Source organism: Rhodococcus sp. AD45-ID (genome assembly GCF_003023755.1).
Lineage (GTDB): Bacteria > Actinomycetota > Actinomycetes > Mycobacteriales > Mycobacteriaceae > Rhodococcus_F > Rhodococcus_F globerula.
The window spans coordinates 1,891,050-1,906,941 of sequence record NZ_PYHL01000001.1 but is presented as its reverse complement, the minus strand read 5'-3'; the positions used below and the strand labels follow the sequence as shown (position 1 = coordinate 1,906,941).

General features: G+C 62.5%; 15 protein-coding genes. 9 read left to right on the top strand and 6 right to left on the bottom strand.

Annotated features, from left to right (window positions below; all coding sequences use genetic code 11):
* The first annotated feature begins 11 nt into the window (after positions 1-11).
* The 3 genes from C7T36_RS08465 to C7T36_RS08455 are packed head-to-tail and all read left to right on the top strand — an operon-like array spanning position 12 to position 2,022.
* Positions 12-776: an MBL fold metallo-hydrolase gene (locus C7T36_RS08465; RefSeq protein ID WP_045064689.1), complete on the top strand. Its 765-nt coding sequence runs from the start codon at positions 12-14 to the stop codon at positions 774-776.
* Entirely contained in the window at positions 773-1,429 is a 657-nt protein-coding gene (locus C7T36_RS08460; protein WP_045064687.1) for an alpha/beta fold hydrolase, read from the top strand. Before C7T36_RS08465 ends, C7T36_RS08460 begins: the two co-directional genes overlap by 4 nt.
* Before the next feature lie 41 nt (positions 1,430-1,470).
* On the top strand, positions 1,471-2,022 hold the full coding sequence (locus C7T36_RS08455) for an SRPBCC family protein (protein WP_033231745.1): 552 nt from the start codon (positions 1,471-1,473) through the stop codon (positions 2,020-2,022).
* Here C7T36_RS08455 and C7T36_RS08450 read toward each other — a convergent pair.
* The gene (locus C7T36_RS08450; RefSeq protein ID WP_045064684.1) at positions 1,989-3,047 is read right to left on the bottom strand and encodes a LacI family DNA-binding transcriptional regulator; all 1,059 of its coding nucleotides are present in this window, start codon (positions 3,045-3,047) and stop codon (positions 1,989-1,991) included. The genes C7T36_RS08455 and C7T36_RS08450 overlap by 34 nt on opposite strands.
* A 135-nt stretch (positions 3,048-3,182) precedes the next feature.
* Between C7T36_RS08450 and C7T36_RS08445 the strand changes: the two genes are divergently transcribed.
* The gene (locus C7T36_RS08445) at positions 3,183-4,355 is read left to right on the top strand and encodes an acyl-CoA dehydrogenase family protein (protein WP_033231743.1); all 1,173 of its coding nucleotides are present in this window, start codon (positions 3,183-3,185) and stop codon (positions 4,353-4,355) included.
* Entirely contained in the window at positions 4,352-5,500 is a 1,149-nt protein-coding gene (locus C7T36_RS08440) for a CaiB/BaiF CoA-transferase family protein (RefSeq protein WP_033231742.1), read from the top strand. The genes C7T36_RS08445 and C7T36_RS08440 overlap by 4 nt, the downstream gene beginning before the upstream one ends.
* On the opposite strand, the gene C7T36_RS08435 is transcribed toward C7T36_RS08440, so the two are convergent.
* Positions 5,469-6,467 (bottom strand): NADP-dependent oxidoreductase, encoded by a 999-nt coding sequence (locus C7T36_RS08435; RefSeq protein ID WP_045064682.1) that lies wholly within the window; start codon positions 6,465-6,467, stop codon positions 5,469-5,471. The two genes, C7T36_RS08440 and C7T36_RS08435, sit on opposite strands and share 32 nt — an antisense overlap.
* A 112-nt stretch (positions 6,468-6,579) precedes the next feature.
* Between C7T36_RS08435 and C7T36_RS08430 the strand changes: the two genes are divergently transcribed.
* A complete protein-coding gene (locus tag C7T36_RS08430; protein WP_045066682.1) occupies positions 6,580-7,482 on the top strand; it encodes an alpha/beta fold hydrolase in 903 nt (300 codons plus the stop codon).
* On the opposite strand, the gene C7T36_RS08425 is transcribed toward C7T36_RS08430, so the two are convergent.
* Positions 7,479-8,075, bottom strand: a complete 597-nt coding sequence (locus tag C7T36_RS08425; RefSeq protein ID WP_045064679.1) for a phosphoribosylanthranilate isomerase — start codon at positions 8,073-8,075, stop codon at positions 7,479-7,481. The two genes, C7T36_RS08430 and C7T36_RS08425, sit on opposite strands and share 4 nt — an antisense overlap.
* Before the next feature lie 109 nt (positions 8,076-8,184).
* On the opposite strand from C7T36_RS08425, the gene C7T36_RS08420 reads away from it, so the two are divergent.
* Positions 8,185-9,486 (top strand): esterase family protein, encoded by a 1,302-nt coding sequence (locus tag C7T36_RS08420; protein WP_045064677.1) that lies wholly within the window; start codon positions 8,185-8,187, stop codon positions 9,484-9,486.
* A gap of 103 nt (positions 9,487-9,589) precedes the next feature.
* Positions 9,590-10,819, top strand: coding sequence for an acyl-CoA dehydrogenase family protein (locus tag C7T36_RS08415; protein ID WP_045064674.1), 1,230 nt, complete (start codon positions 9,590-9,592; stop codon positions 10,817-10,819).
* On the opposite strand, the gene C7T36_RS08410 is transcribed toward C7T36_RS08415, so the two are convergent.
* The 3 genes from C7T36_RS08410 to C7T36_RS08400 all read right to left on the bottom strand — a co-directional run bounded on the left by C7T36_RS08410 (position 10,816) and on the right by C7T36_RS08400 (position 13,981).
* Entirely contained in the window at positions 10,816-11,607 is a 792-nt protein-coding gene (locus tag C7T36_RS08410; RefSeq protein ID WP_045066681.1) for an alpha/beta fold hydrolase, read from the bottom strand. The genes C7T36_RS08415 and C7T36_RS08410 overlap by 4 nt on opposite strands.
* A gap of 30 nt (positions 11,608-11,637) precedes the next feature.
* On the bottom strand, positions 11,638-13,245 hold the full coding sequence (locus tag C7T36_RS08405) for an ABC-F family ATP-binding cassette domain-containing protein (protein ID WP_045064672.1): 1,608 nt from the start codon (positions 13,243-13,245) through the stop codon (positions 11,638-11,640).
* A 181-nt stretch (positions 13,246-13,426) separates the two neighbouring features.
* Positions 13,427-13,981 carry a hypothetical protein gene (locus C7T36_RS08400; RefSeq protein ID WP_033231734.1) on the bottom strand — a complete coding sequence of 185 codons (555 nt, stop codon included), beginning with the start codon at positions 13,979-13,981 and terminating at the stop codon, positions 13,427-13,429.
* Between the two features lie 86 nt (positions 13,982-14,067).
* Here C7T36_RS08400 and C7T36_RS08395 point away from each other — a divergent pair, with 86 nt between their 5' ends.
* Entirely contained in the window at positions 14,068-15,873 is a 1,806-nt protein-coding gene (locus C7T36_RS08395) for a penicillin-binding transpeptidase domain-containing protein (RefSeq protein ID WP_045064670.1), read from the top strand.
* Positions 15,874-15,892 lie beyond the last annotated feature (19 nt).

Genomic DNA, 15,892 nt, shown 5'->3' with positions numbered 1-15,892 from the left:
CACTACCAATCATGAGTACAAAGGCACTGTCGATCACGCAGATCGACAACACACACCTCGTTCGATGTGGGCACGCAAATTGGGTTCTCGTCGAGGAAGGCTCCGATCTCACTCTGATCGACGGTGGGTATCCCGCCAACGGCGGTGACGTTGAACGGTCGATCGAGCAGATCGGTCACAGCATCGGCGATGTGCGCGCCGTGCTTGTCACTCACGCCCATATCGATCACATCGGCGGGATCGCGGACATACTGACCCGCCACGACCTACCGGTACTGATGGACCCGTTGGAAGTACCGCATGCGCGACGCGAATACCTGCAGCAACTCGGGCCGGTCAAAGTTCCGTTACTGCTGTGGCGCCGGGGCGCGCCGAAGTGGCTGTTCGACGTGATCGGCGCCGGCGCGCTGAAGGGAGCGAAACTGCCTCAGGCACAGGCTTTTGCGGAGGGTAGTGCCTTGGACGTTCCCGGCCGTATCGTGCCGATTCCCACGCATGGGCATACCGACGGACACAGTGCGTACCTGATTCCCGGTGCCGGCGTCGTTGCTTCGGGTGACGCTCTGGTGACTGGCCATGCCACGTCCCGGCAGACGGGGCCGCAGTTCCTGGTGTGCCCGTTCAATCACCACCGGGAAGCAACGGACGAGGCGTTGGACGCAATTGCGGAAACCCCGGCCGGTGTCATTTTCCCGGGGCACGGGCCCGCGTACGAGGGGACGATGACGGCGGCAGTCGAGCAGGCCCGCGCGGGCCGGACGAGGATGCGACCATGACCACCTTCGAGACCGTCGACCGCGGTGAGCTGCAAGGATTCCTGCATCGGCCGGATACGGACCCGATCGCGACTTTGGCTCTGACACACGGCGCCGGAAGCAACTGCGACACGGTGCTCCTTCGCGCTGTTGCCGATGGTTTTGCCGAAGCCGGAGTGCAGGTTTTGCGATTCGATCTTGCCTACCGGGTGCGCCGCCCGAAGGGGCCACCGCACCCGTCCCGTGCCGCCGAAGACCGATCGGGAATCGCTGATGTTGTTGCGACACTGCGTAAGGACTACCCGAGCGATGGACCTCTACTTCTCGGTGGACATTCGTACGGTGGACGCCAGTCCTCGATGGCGGCGGCCGAGAACCCTGGTTTGGTGGATGGGCTGATCTTGCTGTCCTACCCATTGCATCCGCCGAAGAAGCCGGAGAAACTGCGCACCGAGCACCTTCCGGCACTGACCACCCCCACGGTGGTGGTCCACGGTTCGAAGGACGAATTCGCGACGACGGACGAGATGCAGTCGGCACTTGACTTGATCCCCGCAGCAACGACGTTGGTGGAGTTCGACGGCGCCAAACACGACCTCGGGGTGACCAAGTTTCCCGTGGTCGAACAGACTGTCGCGGCGGCATTCGGGCTCTTCGGAATCAGGCCACGCTGACGCCGGTTGCTCCTGTCGGTGGCACCTGGTGAGATCGAACTATGAGTGCCCAGCAATATCAGCCCAGTGCCCTGTCCGACGTGACCGTAACCGTCGACGGCGACGACACGGTTGTCACCTTCCCGAGAACGTTGCCGTATCCCGTGGATCAGGTGTGGGCGGCGGTGACCGATCCGGAAATGTTGGCCCAGTGGACTCCGTACACGGCTGATCGCAACTTGGGCAGCGTCGGCGAAGTGGTCATCGCCATGCTGTCGGAGGAAGGCGATCCGGAGATGTCGTTTCCGGCGTCCGTCCGCGTGGTCGACGAAGCTCGTCGACTCGAACACGAATGGGGCCCGGACGAATTGATCTGGGAGCTCACTCCGGTCGAGGGCGGAACCAGGGTGGTTCTGACGCAGCGTTCGCGCGCCGAGGGAATGGCATCCGCGTTGGCGGCGGGGTGGCACCTGTGTTTCGACGTTCTCGACGGGCTGCTTGCCGGTTCGCCGTTCGGTCCGATCGTGGGAGCGAAGGCACGCGAGTACGGCTGGGACGATCTCAACTCGCGCTACGCCCGTCAGTTGGGGATCGAGGAATCCGAAGTCTGGTAACGCGTCGATGCCCGCACGATCAGTTCGATCGGCAGCTTTACAGATTCGACGCTCCGTCCTGCCATGAGGGCGAGTAGATTCTGCACCCCGGTTGCGCCGATCTTGCGGGCGGGTGAGCGAACCGTAGTCAGTGGAACCGGAAGTTGCGAGACCACGGGAATGTCGTTGTAGCCCACCAGCGCAAGGTCGTTCGGAATACTCAGTCCCAGATCGCGGGCAACACCGAGAACGCCGATGGCGATGGTGTCGCTGACGGTGAAGATGGCGTCGGGACGCGTCGGGGTGCTCAGCAGTTGTGTTGCTGCTCGAACGCCGCCCTCCACTTCGAAATCGGAGGCAACGATCCGGTGCGGCGGTAATTCCAGGCCTGCTTCGGCGAGTGCGTCGCGAAATCCGGCGACGCGTTCGCGCGAGGTGCTGGCGTGATCCGGCCCCGCGATCACGCCGAGGTCGCGATAGCCGCAGTCCAGCAGGTGTCTGCCCGCGAGGTACCCACCGCGGCGGTCGTCGCCGCTGACATAGGGGAGCCCGACGTCGATGTGGCGGTTGAGGAGCAGAACTGGGAGCGAACGGATGGGGAGCGAACTGACAAAATCGGTGCCGGGCAGGTGGATGCTGCTGAGCATGAGGCCGTCGACCTGACGGCTGATCAGGAATTCGACGGCTTTGCGCTGGGCATCGAGATCGTCGGGCGGGCTGGACAGCAGAACCGAATAACCGGCCGCAGTCGCGGCTTCCTCGATGCCGCCGAACATGGTGGCGACGACGCCGTCGGTGAGTCTCGGCATGACCACACCGATGGTTGTCGTTTTGCGTGTTCGTAGACTTGCTGCCCAGAGATTTGGCTGGTAGCCGAGTTCTTCGGCGACCTGGCGCACACGCTGAGCCGAGTCCGACCAGCCGTCGACAGGTTCGGGTTGGCGCAGGACGCGCGATGCCGTCGAGATGTGGACGCCCGCCTTGTCTGCGATCTCACGCAGCGTCGGTGGGCGTCCGCTGCTGCGGGTCGACGGGTCCGGCGACATCAACTCGGGGGCTCCTGAGGCATATTTCGGGGATTGACGTGATGCTAGGTCGGTCCCTACTCTAGGTGATGCAAACGATTGCACAATCGTTCTCGCACACCTGATGAATCCCGTACGTACAGCCTTGGAGGCAACGTGAACACGCCGCAGTCCCTGTCCGAACTGTTTTCCATCGACACGCTGCTCGACGCCGAGGAAATCGCGATCCGCGACACGGTGCGCGCGATGGTCGACAGCCGTATCCGCCCGAACATCGGTCAGTGGTTCGAGGACGCGGCACTGCCGGTGCGCGAGTTGGCTCAGGAACTCGGATCGTTGGGTGTGCTGGGAATGCACCTCGAGGGATATGGCTGCGCCGGAACGAGTGCAACCGCCTACGGTCTGGCGTGCCAAGAACTCGAAGCCGTCGATTCAGGTATCCGCAGTCTGGTTTCCGTTCAGGGTTCGCTGGCGATGTTCGCGATTCACCACAATGGCAGCGAAGAGCAAAAGGAAGAGTGGCTTCCGCGGATGGCGGCGGGCACGGCCCTCGGCTGCTTCGGTCTCACGGAACCCGACTTCGGTTCCAATCCCGGCGGTATGCGCACCAACGCCAAGCGCGACGGTGACGACTGGATTCTGAACGGCACCAAGATGTGGATCACCAACGGATCCGTCGCTGACGTCGCCGTGGTCTGGGCGCGAACCGAGGACGGTGTGCGCGGATTTGTAGTTCCGACAAACACTCCCGGGTTCTCGGCCCCCGAAATCAAGAACAAGATGTCGCTGCGTGCGTCCGTTACCTCCGAACTCGTGCTCGAGGATGTACGACTGCCCGCGTCTGCGATGCTGCCCAAGGCCCGCGGACTGTCCGGGCCGCTCGGGTGCCTCAACGAGGCCAGGTTCGGCATCATCTTCGGCGCGATGGGCGCTGCCCGCGACTGCCTCGAAACTGCAATTGCCTACGCCCGCGATCGACAGGTTTTCGACAAGTCACTGGCGGCTTACCAGCTCACGCAGGCCAAGATCGCCGACATGGCAGTCGAATTGGGTAAGGGGCAGTTGCTCGCGATTCATCTCGGACGCCTCAAGGATGCCGGCACAGTACGTCCCGAGCAGGTCAGTACCGGCAAACTGAACAACGTGCGTGAAGCCATCAAGATTGCCCGACAGTGCCGAACGATCCTGGGCGCCAACGGCATCACCTTGGAGTATCCGGTCATCCGTCACGCCAACAATCTCGAATCCGTGCTCACGTACGAAGGCACCTCCGAGGTTCACCAGTTGGTGATCGGCCGGGCACTGACGGGTGAGGAAGCATTCCGGTGACAACGCCTGGCGCACTGGACGGACTGGTGATCGCCGACTTCGGCCGGGTACTCGCCGGACCGTACGCCACCATGATCCTGGCGGATCTCGGCGCCGAGGTGATCAAGATCGAGCGTCCCGGTGTTGGTGACGACACCCGCAGTTGGGGTCCACCGTGGGTGGGTGAGGAGTCGAGTTACTTTCTCTCCGTGAACCGCAACAAGAAGTCGGTAACCTTGGACTTGCGCGACGCTCAGGACCTGGAAGTTGCACAGGACCTGGTGCGCACGGCGGATGTTGTGGTGCAGAACTTCCTTCCCGGGACCATGGACCGGCTCGGATTGGGTTACGACGCTGCGCGAGAGATGAATCCGTCGATCGTGTACTGCTCGATCAGCGGATTCGGTGGAAACAACTCACTACCGGGATACGATTTGTTGATTCAGGCCGTCGGCGGGTTGATGAGCATCACCGGGCCGGACCCGCGCTCGCCTACCAAGGTCGGTGTTGCGGTGGTGGACGTCATCACCGGACTGCATGCCAGTGTCGGAATCCTTGCCGCGCTGCGTCATCGGGACCGGACGGGTGAAGGTCAACACGTCGAGGTCAATCTGTTGTCCTCCTTGCTGTCGGCACTGGTCAATCAGTCGTCCGGCTACGTCGCTGCCGGGGTGGTTCCGCAGGCGATGGGTAACCGTCACCCCAGTATCGCGCCCTACGCACTGTTCGACACGGCTGATCGGCAGCTCGTCTTGGCGGTGGGAAACGATCGTCAATTCGCTTCTCTGGTAGACGTTCTGGGAAGGCCTTCACTGGCGACCGACGCACGTTTTATGACCAACCGTGAGCGGGTTGCGCATCGCGAGGAACTGTTCGACGCGTTGACACTCGCGTTGGCGTCTCACACCGCCGACTACTGGTTCGAGAGATTGACGGCGCGCGGTGTTCCGTGCGGTCCACTCAACAACATTGCCGACGCGATGGCGCTGGCCGAACGCCTGAACCTCGATCCGGTTGCCACTATCGATGATCCGCGCCGTGCGGCACCGATCCGGCAGGTGGCCAATCCGATTCGGCTCAGCGCCACTCCGGCCACCTACCGCACCGCGCCGCCGCGCCTGGGGGAGGATTCGGCTACACCCGCAGAACCAGCTTTCCCGTGTTAGCCCCTGCGAAGAGGAGATTGAGGCTGTCACCAAACGCATCGATGCCACCGTCGACGATGTGTTCGCGAGCCGTGAACTGACCGCTCTTGATCCACTTCCCGATCTGTTCCTGGGCTTCGGAGTACCGATCGAGATAATCGAAAACCACGAATCCGGCCATGGTTGCCCGGTTTACGAGAAGCGACAGATAGTGCGACGGGCCCGGCTGCGGCTCGGTGGCGTTGTAGCCGGCAATGGCGCCGCAGATGACAACGCGAGCGCCCAGACGCAGGCGGGAGAGTGCGGCGTCGAGGATTTCACCGCCGACGTTGTCGAAGTACACGTCGATTCCGTCGGGCGCCGCAGCGCGTAGGGCCTTGTAGACGGATTCGTTCTTGTAGTCGATCGAGACGTCGAATCCGAGTTCGTCGGTGAGCCAGGCGCACTTCTCGGGGCCACCGGCGATGCCGATCACCTTGCAGCCGTGGATCTTTGCTATCTGGCCGACGAGACTGCCAACGGCACCAGCGGCGCCGGAAACGACCACGGTGTCGCCGTCTTTCAGCTTTCCGACCTCGAGGAGGCCGAAATAGGCTGTCACACCCGGGAATCCGAGTGCGCCGAGCCAAGTGGGCATGGGTGCGATCGATTCGTCGACCCGCGTGACGTCGGTACCGTCGGAGAGCCCGTACTCGGCTGCGCCGAAAGCTCCGGCGACAACATCTCCGACCTTGAACTCGGGATGCTGAGTTTGCGTGACGTGGCCGACGCCGTGAGCGCGCATGACGGAACCGAGTTTCACCGGCGGAACGTACGACTTGACGTCGTTGAGCCAACCACGCATAGCGGGGTCGAGCGAGAGGTATTCGACCTTGACGACAAACTCGCCCGGCCCGGCAACGGGGATGTCGGAATCGACGTATTCCCAGGTGGAAGCGTCGGGGAGTCCCGTCGGTCGGGCGGCGAGGCGTACTTGGCGGTTCGGCATGTGTCCCTCTCGGTTGAACAATTGAACTTGAGGCCGGATTCAATATAGGCGATGTTGTGGTTACAGGGGAAGGGCTCCGAAGGGATCGAGACGGGTGGGTTATGTTCAGGAAATGAGCAACACGAGCGTCGAAGAGGCGCAGCAGGCGCCGGAGTGGTTCACGAAGGCGTTGTCGACGCCCGCCGAAACAGGCTCGGTTGATGTCGAGGGTGTAGCCGTACGATTCCGCGCCTGGGGGCCCGTCGGGCCGGGAATCGTGCTGGTTCACGGCGGCGCCGCCCACAGTCGGTGGTGGGATCACATCGGCCCGCAGCTGGCTGCCGATCGCAGAGTTGTCGCACTCGACCTGACCGGGCACGGAGACAGCGGCACCCGGGAGAGTTACGGACTGGCGATGTGGGCGCGCGAGATCGTCGAGGCTGCGCGAGCCGGCGGGATCGAGGGAAAGCCGATCCTTGTTGGGCACAGCATGGGCGGGATCATCTCGTTCGTGGCCGCGGACCTGAACGGCGACGAACTGGGTGGTGTCGTCATCATCGATTCGCCGGTGCGGGCATTGACCCCGGAAGAAGAAGCCAGCCGAAAAGAAAACGCCTTCGGTCCGAAGAAGGTTTATCCGACTCGTGAGGACGCGAAGGCGCGCTTCCGCTTTGTTCCGGCACAGGACACCGGATTACCGTGCATTCGAGACCACGTTGCCGAGACCTCGATGGAAGCCGTCGACGGTGGTTGGTCGTGGAAGTTCGATCCGAGAGTGTTTGTGCGCGAGGGTACGGGCAACGTCACCGATCACCGTCCACGTTGCCGCACAGCATATTTCCGAGCGGAGAACGGAATTGTCTCCGAGGAACTGATGGCCGACATCCGAATCCTGTTGGGACCGGAATCCATCGTCGCGGAGATTCCCGAGGCCGGCCACCATGTGATGATCGATCAGCCACTTCCGTTGGTAACCGGAGTGCGGACCGTGCTCGGTGCGTGGGCTGCGGCCGACAGATCGACAGCTCCGATCTAGGCCCGCGCGGCTGCTACGAATCTCTCGATCAACGCGTGGTCTTTGACCCCGCGCGAGGACTCGACGCCACTGGACACGTCGACACCCCAGGCTCCAGTGGCGTCCAGCGCGGCACGGACGTTGTCGGGGCCGAGACCGCCGGCCAGAATCCACTGGCCGGCGGGCCTGGACTGCTGCTGCGCCCAATCCCAGGCCACTCCGGAACCGGCGTCGGCTCCGTCGATGAGGAGTTCGTCCTCGCCCAGGTCGAGGCTGTAGCCGTCGCGAACCCGGCCGGAGACGACGGCACGAATCACCGTGAGACCCGCGTCGTGTAGTTGCTTCACCTGCTCGGATGACTCGAGATCATGGACCTGGACATACTTCAGCCGCGTGGACTTGGCGATCTCGAGGATCTGGTCGAGCGGGTTACCGAGAAACACGCCGACAGCTCTGATGGTGTCGGGAACTCGGGCAATGAGGTCGGCGGCAAGCTCGGTGTCGACTTTGCGGACGCTCTCGGCAAAGACAAAACCAATGGCATCGACGCCGAGTCGGACGGCGAGGTCGACGGTATCGGCGTCGCGGAGGCCACAGATCTTGATGAAAGTCACCTGCTTCAGGGTACTAGCCGTACCCGAGAACCCCTCGATCGTGGCGAACCCTCGATTACGGCTCTAGGCTTTCGACGGACAGGCGTAGCGGCATTACGAGAGGCGACACGTGGACTGGCTCTACCGGACGAGTGTGATCTCTGGACCCGTGCCTGTGGTCCTGACGATTCTGGGCGTACTCGGCGGAGTGTGGTTGCTCAGCGGGAAGCCTCGGTGGTTCTACCGCTACGCGATCCCGGTGTGCGGTGTTGCGGCGCTGGTGATCATGGTGGCGGCGTGGATTCTGGTGGAGAAGGTGATCGTGCCTTTCCCCGATCCGATTGCGATGTCGATCTACGTGTGGATCGGTTTTGCCGTGTACGGGCTGTTGCTTCTCGGCCCGCGCATCAAGGCCGGGGGCAGTATCGCTAGCGCAGTGCTGTCCGTGGTGGCAGCGCTGCTGATGGTGCTTACGGCCGCGGTACAGATCAACCTCGAGTTCTCCGCATATCCGACCGTGGGAATTGTGTTGGGCCACGACGATTTCGACCGGATCGAGCTCGCGGACGTACCCGGTCCGACCGATCCTGTTATCAGCGGTGATCCCACGGATTCGGTCTGGAAAGCCCCGGAAGACATGCCGAATCGTGGCCGGGTGACGACTCTGCCTGTCCCCGGCGCGATTTCGGGATTCACCGCGCGCGATGCCGAGGTGTATCTGCCACCGTCGTACTTCACGAATCCTCGTCCGCTGCTTCCGGTTCTGGTCCTGATGGCCGGGCAACCCGGAAGCCCGCAGGACTGGCTGCAAGGCGGGAAGATCGCCGCCACAATGGAATCCTTCGCCCGCGAGCATTCCGGGCTGTCGCCGATCGTCGTGATGGCGGACGCCACCGGGACGCAGTTCGCCAATCCTTTGTGCACCGACTCGCCGGCAGGAAATGTGGCGACGTATCTCGCCAAGGATCTGCCCGCGGCAGTCACCTCGGCATTCCAGGTCGATACCGATCCCAAAGCCTGGGCCATCGGCGGACTCTCGTACGGCGGGACATGCTCGCTCCAGATGGCGACCAATTTCCCGGAAATCTACCCGACGTTCCTGGACTTCTCCGGGCAGGTCGAGCCATCGCTCGGTGATCGGCAAAGGACAGTCGATCAGATCTTCGGCGGCAACGAGGCCGCGTTCGAGAAGGTCAATCCGATGGACATCATGGCGAACCGGAAGTTCCCCGATTCTGCCGGGATCGTGGTGGTCGGAACCGACGACAACGACTTCAAGTCCGGGCAGCAGAAGATCTACGACGCGGCCAAGGCAGCGGGAATGAACGTCAAGTATCTGGAACTGCCCGGAGCCCACAGTTTTGTCGTGTGGTCGGCCGCTATGAAGCAGGAATTGGAGTGGCTATCGCAGCGGATGGGACTGATCGGCTGAGTTTCATCCACTCAGTTCTACCCCACCAATTGGAACGTGTTCTATATTCGGAGTGAGGCTGCTTTTCCGGCAGCCAACCGTTCAGCGAGTGGAGTGCACGCACATGTACGAGTGGTCCGACACCGACCTGATGTTCCGCGACGCCTTGCGGGGCTTTATCGACAAGGAGGTGCGGCCCCACGTCGACGAACTCGAAAGCGGAGCGCTCCCGCCCTTCGACATCATCCGCAAGCTGTACGCGACCTTCGGTTTGGCCGATATGGCACGCGAGGGCCTCGAGAAATCACTTGCCCGGGAGCGCGGCGACGCACCAGCCGGTGACGGTGAGAAGGGCAGCGCCTTCAGCGGGGCCGGGAGCATGGGCGTCGTGCTCAACAGTGAACTGGCCGGGGTGAGCCTCGGCCTGGTCGCGTCGCTGGGCGTCAGCCTCGGGCTCGCGGCCGGAACGATCCGCAGCCGCGGCACCCTCGCTCAGAAGGAACGTTGGCTGCCCGGACTGGTCACCTTCGAGACCGTCGGCGCCTGGGCGATCACCGAACCCGACTCGGGATCCGACGCTTTCGGCGGCATGAAATCCTACGTTCGCCGCGATGGCGACGACTACATCCTCAACGGCAACAAGACGTTCATCACCAACGGACCGTACGCCGACGTCACCATCGTCTACGCCAAACTCGACGAAGGTGACGCCTCCGTCGACCGTCGTGACCGCAAGGTGCTCGCGTTCATCCTCGACAAGGGCATGGAAGGGTTCACCCAGAGCCCGCCCTTCAAGAAGATGGGCATGAACTCCTCACCCACCGGCGAGCTGTTCTTCGACAACGTCCGCATCACCAAGGACCGCCTGCTCGGCGAAACAGAAGACAGCGGAAAATCCGACGGAAAGTCCAGTGCCAAGGAAAGCTTTGCCGCCGAACGCATCGGCATTGCATCCCTGTCCCTCGGAATCATCAACGAATGCCACCGGCTCTGCATCGACTACGCAAAGTCCCGCAAACTGTGGGGCCGCGAAATCGGACAGTTCCAGCTCATCCAACTCAAGCTCGCCGAGATGGAAGTAGCTCGAATCAATGTGCAGAACATGGTCTTCAACGCGATCGAGCGAACCGCAGCAGGCGACAAGGTGACCCTGGCGGAGGCGTCGGCGATGAAGCTGTACTCCTCGCGCGCGGCAACCGAAGTTGCCATGGAGGCCGTCCAGTTGTTCGGCGGAAACGGCTACATGGCCGAGTATCGCGTCGAGCAGTTGGCTCGCGACGCGAAGTCGCTCATGATCTACGCCGGCAGCAACGAAATCCAGGTCACGCACATCGCAAAGGGACTGCTCGGCTAGTGCCGGCCCAGAAACGGAATCAACGACGCTAGAACGGCGTCAGAGGCCACGACGGCGCTGGCGTGGTCGGTGCCGTCGATGACAGTCAACGAACAATCCGGAATCAGGGATGCGGCGTGCTCGGTATCGGGCCGCCGCTCCCGGTCTTTGGACCCGACGAACATCAATGTCGGAGTGATCATCTCGCGAAGCACGGTGTCGTCGATACCTGGTTCGACGTCGGACCGTCGCATGTACGCGGCCAAGGCGAGCGGATCGTTCCGACGAAATGCTGCCGCGGTCTGCGGATCAACCGGCTTGCCGCGCCTAGCGCCCCATCCGTCGAGAAAGCCCTCGATCCCGCCTTGCTCGAGGGCGTCGACGCAGCCTGGGAAGAACAGTGCGTCGAACGCGCCGGTCATGGGTCGGCTGCTCCCACCGCCGACGGTCAACGACCGCACTCGTTCGGAGTGCTCGATAGTCAACGACAGTGTCGCGCGCCCGCCGAACGAATACCCCAGGACGTGGGCGGGTTCGAACGGCGACTCGGAGTCGAGGATCTCGAGGAGATCGCCGACCACCAGATCCATCGCGTACGAATCGGGCGTGTGCGGCTTCTCACTGCGACCGTGCCCGCGCATGTCGACCAGGATCATCCGATACCGATCCTGCAGGGCTTTGACGTAACCGAAGCCGCGCCAGATCGAATGTGACAGAGCACTGCCGTGAACCATCAGCAGGGGGATGCCCGTCCCCACAACCTGATACGCGATCCGGGTACCGTCAACGGGGTTTCTCGCGTCCTGCATCACCGATCCATTATGGACGTGTGAATGGCGTCATTGCCATTCGGGATCGATTTCCTGAATTCCGTTCTCGTCCATCCTGATCCACCGGGTGATGTTGATCTCCCGCAGAAACGGCAGATCGTGACTGACAACAACGAGTGCACCCCGGAAATCGTGAAGCGCTTGCGTGAGATGGGCAAGGCTGGGGAGATCCAGATTATTGGTCGGCTCGTCCAGGATCAGGAGTTTGGGTGCGGGCTGCGCGAGGAGGATGGTCGCCAGCGCTGCCCGGAGACGTTCGCCGCCGGACAGGGCGGAGGCTGTCACATCGGAATCCGTTCCACGAAAAAGGAATCGAGCCAGTTGGCCACGAATTTCCTCGCTGGTTGCGTGTGGCGCCGCCAGTGCAACGTTGTCCGCCACCGACAGATTTTCGTCGAACACGTCCAATCGCTGGCGCAGTGCGCGGCAGGGAACAAATGGCTTTGCCTCCTCCAGGGCGTCGAGAAGGGTTGTCTTCCCAATTCCGTTGGGCCCCACAATCGCGATCCGTTCGGGACCGGTGACATGCAGCGATACAATCTGGCCGCTGCGCAGCGCAACATCCTCGAGCGTCACTACCTGCTGGCCCGGATGTACCTGTGTATCAGGAAGATCCAATCGTATTTCGCGATCGTCGCGAAGCAGCTTCTCCGCATCGGCAAGAGCGGACTTCGCGTCGTCGACCTTGCCGATATGGTTGACCGACAGCTTTCCCGCCGAAACTTCGGCTTTACGCTTGCGAGTTTGCGCCAGGATCGGCGGTAGCCGCTTCTCGTCTTGGATCTTCTGGCCGTATCGCTTACGTCGGTCCAGTTTGATTCGCGCCTCGATCAATTCGCGGTTCTGCTTTGCCAGATCGGTTTTGGCGTCGCGAACCGCGGCCAAGGCGTTTTCCTGTTCCGCCGTTGTCGCCTCCTGGTACAGCGAGTAGTTGCCGCCGAATGTCCGAAGATTGCCGCGACGCAGTTCAACGGTGGATTCCATGCTGTTCAACAACTCCCGGTCGTGGCTCACCACCACGACGGTGCCGGGGAACTGTTGGACAGCGGCATGAACCCGGGCGCGCGCCATCCGGTCCAGATTGTTGGTCGGCTCGTCCAGTAGCAGTACCTGCGGATTTTTCAGCAGGGTCGCGGTGAGGCCGAGGAGTACCGTCTCGCCACCGGACAGCGTGCCGACGGTGCGTCCCAGGGCTTCGATGTCGGGTACAACGCGTTCGAGTCCAAGGCGGTGCAGCGTCGAGATCGCACGCTCCTCGATGTCCCAGTTACCTTCGGTCACAGCGAAGTCTTTCTCTGTGCCCTCACCGGATTCTATGCGGTGCAAGGCAATACGCAGATCACCGATCTCCAGGATGTCGTCGACTCGAACATTCGGGTCGAGGGTGATGTCCTGGCGCAGGTAGCCGATCTCGCCGGAAGCGTGGACTGAACCGGCATCGGGTGTCAATCGACCGGCGATCAGGCGCAACAGCGTGGACTTCCCGGATCCGTTCAATCCCACCAGACCGATTCGGCCGCTGGGGAACACAAAGCTCAGACCGGAGAAGACAGGCTCGCCGTCGGGCCAGGTGAACGTGAGGTCGGACAGAGACAGAGAGGAATGAGAGTGGGTCATGTGAACTCCAGAGGGTGCGGGGACCACCCGGCTCAGCCGCAACTGATGGGTGTGGATGCCTTCGCGTAATGAACCTCTAGATGAGCAACGGCCGGTTTCCTGTTCGTCGGGGATGATTCGACGTCGACGCTACTCGATGACCGTTGACGTAGGCAATCGAATTAACGTGTGATGTGCATCGTCAGATCTTCGGTCCCTCCGTCCGCAGATCGTCGACCTTCTTCATCGCGTCCCGCAGTTCCGCGAGCCACTGTTCGCTGTGCTGACCGGCCAGGCGGACTGTCCACTTGAGTGCGTCGGCCCGCGACCTGGCAACACCCGCATCCACCAACGTGTCGAGTACCTTGCGCTCGGGTTGACGCAATCGCGTCATCACCGGTACCGCGAGATGTGTGAACAGGACCGTCTTTTCGTCGAGTTTCACACCCCATGCCACCTTCCGGCCGTATCGGGCCTCGGCCTCGTCGGCGATGCGCATGCGATCGGCGCGCGTGGTTTCACGAAAGCGTGAGATACGACCTTCCGCTGCCGCAGACCCGCCCTCGACGGGTGGTAGTTCCCCGATGACAACGATCTCCTCGCGGTCCACCTGGACGTCGGCCGGGCCGGTGAACCAGGTGTCGGGGAGCCTGCCGGCAAACCAGTCGCCTGCATCACCCGCGTCGGGAACCGATGCTTGTTGCCAACCTCCGGGGCGTCCGAATCCGCGCTCGCCGGGGCCGTGTGAGTTCTTCATGACGTTCTCCTGAAAGTCGTCGGGAGCATTTATTGCTCTGATTACATGATTACACCGATATTCCGGCGTTCGCCACAATTTCGGGCATGATCGAGAAGGTGCGCCCATCGAGAGTTGATATTCGCCACCCATTGATCCGAAAAATCACCGTGTTCACGGTGATCGGAGTAGCCGCCGCGAGCAGTATCGTCGCGTGCAGTAGTGGCCCTGACCAGCCGCGATCAGTGGCTGAGCAGTTCGCGACTGCCCTCACCGACGACGATGTGTCGGCGGCGGCAAACCTGACTACCGATCCCGCGGCGGCTTCCACCGCGATCACCGCCATGATTGACGGACTGGGGAAGGACGAGGGAACGTTCACGGTTTCCGAAGCCGAACAATCCGGCGATGACGCCGGCACCTTCACTCTCGATGCGGCCTGGAACTTCGGAGAAGGCCAGGACTGGACGTACTCGACACACGGGAACGCATCGGTCAGTGGTGATCAGTGGTTGATCGAGTGGGATCCGGCATTGCTCGCACCGGATCTGAGGGCGTCGACCACCCTGCGGTACACACCCACTACCGGTGCACCGCCGTCGGTTCTCGATTCGGCCGGGCAGCCCGTCATGGAGCAACAGGTGGTGACACTGGTCAATCTCGAGCCCACAGTTGATGCCGCTGCCGTGGCGGCGCTCATCTCCCCGATTGCCCCGACAATCACGGCGGATTCGTTACGCAGTGACCTCGCCGCGGCTGCCGGAAAACCGATCACTGCCATCACGCTTCGTGCGGAAGATCTTGCGCCCATTGAAGATCGGTTGGCTTCCCTGCCCGGAGTGACGCTTGCGCCACAGGCCCGGTTGCTGTCCGTCGACAAGGCTTTGACCTCGCCGACCTTCATCGGACTGAGCGACCTGTGGCAGGAAGGGCAGGACAAATCCGCCGGCTGGGCGGTGCAGATGGTGAAGGAGAACGGGTCGGCGACCACTATCGCCGGACAGGACGGCCCGGTTGCGCCGAATATCGCAACAACAATCGACCGCAACCTTCAACTGGGCGCGGAGAACGCACTCGCCGGGGTGACACAGCCTGCGGTGATCGTGGCGCTGCAACCGTCGTCCGGCGCTGTTCTGGCCGTGGCCCAGAACTCGGCCGCCGATGCTCAGGGGCCGATCGCGCTCACAGGTCTGTATCCGCCTGGTTCGACATTCAAAACCGTGACAACGTCGGCGGCGCTGCAAGCCGGGGTGGCGACCCCCGACACAATTCTGCCGTGTCCTGGCACCGAGAACGTCGAGGGACGACAGATCCCCAACGACGACGAATTCGATCTCGGGTCGGTGCCCCTGCACACCGCATTCGCGCATTCGTGCAACACGACGATGGCGCGCCTAGCCGTCGGTCTGCCTGCGGACGCACTGCACAATGCGGGACTGCAATTCGGATTGGGCGTCGACTACGTCACTCCGGGCCTGACGACGGTGACCGGAAACGTACCGGACGCGAACACTCCGGCCGAACGCGTCGAATCGGCGATCGGACAGGGAACTGTCACTGCGACGCCGTTCGGGATGGCGTTGGTCGCGGCGTCGATCGCACACGGTGAAACGCCGACCCCGATGCTCGTGAAAGGGCAGCCCGGGGTTGCCGATCAGACCGCGGCGCCCACTCCCGCGGTGGTGACCGAACAGTTGCGGACCATGATGCGTGAGACCGTCACCGGTGGTACCGCGACGACTCTCGCAGATATCGACGGACTGCTGGGCAAGACCGGAACAGCCGAAGTTGACGGCGGTCCCGCGCATGGATGGTTTGTCGGAATCAAGGGAGATCTGGCGTTTGCGGTTTTTATCGCCGGGGCAGACAGCTCCGCTCCTGCAGTGCAGGTCGCGGGCACTTTTCTGCGGTGAAACCTGATTTCGATTGCAG

Excerpts from the sequence above, each read along its gene's own strand:
- C7T36_RS08450 (WP_045064684.1), bottom strand. The coding sequence starts at position 3,047 with ATGTCGCCGGACCCGTCGACCCGCAGCAGCGGACGCCCACCGACGCTG.
- C7T36_RS08415 (WP_045064674.1), top strand. The coding sequence starts at position 9,590 with ATGTACGAGTGGTCCGACACCGACCTGATGTTCCGCGACGCCTTGCGG.
- C7T36_RS08465 (WP_045064689.1), top strand. The coding sequence starts at position 12 with ATGAGTACAAAGGCACTGTCGATCACGCAGATCGACAACACACACCTC.
- C7T36_RS08455 (WP_033231745.1), top strand. The coding sequence starts at position 1,471 with ATGAGTGCCCAGCAATATCAGCCCAGTGCCCTGTCCGACGTGACCGTA.
- C7T36_RS08395 (WP_045064670.1), top strand. The coding sequence starts at position 14,068 with ATGATCGAGAAGGTGCGCCCATCGAGAGTTGATATTCGCCACCCATTG.
- C7T36_RS08435 (WP_045064682.1), bottom strand. The coding sequence starts at position 6,467 with ATGCCGAACCGCCAAGTACGCCTCGCCGCCCGACCGACGGGACTCCCC.
- C7T36_RS08405 (WP_045064672.1), bottom strand. The coding sequence starts at position 13,245 with ATGACCCACTCTCATTCCTCTCTGTCTCTGTCCGACCTCACGTTCACC.
- C7T36_RS08460 (WP_045064687.1), top strand. The coding sequence starts at position 773 with ATGACCACCTTCGAGACCGTCGACCGCGGTGAGCTGCAAGGATTCCTG.
- C7T36_RS08430 (WP_045066682.1), top strand. The coding sequence starts at position 6,580 with ATGAGCAACACGAGCGTCGAAGAGGCGCAGCAGGCGCCGGAGTGGTTC.
- C7T36_RS08410 (WP_045066681.1), bottom strand. The coding sequence starts at position 11,607 with ATGCAGGACGCGAGAAACCCCGTTGACGGTACCCGGATCGCGTATCAG.
- C7T36_RS08400 (WP_033231734.1), bottom strand. The coding sequence starts at position 13,981 with ATGAAGAACTCACACGGCCCCGGCGAGCGCGGATTCGGACGCCCCGGA.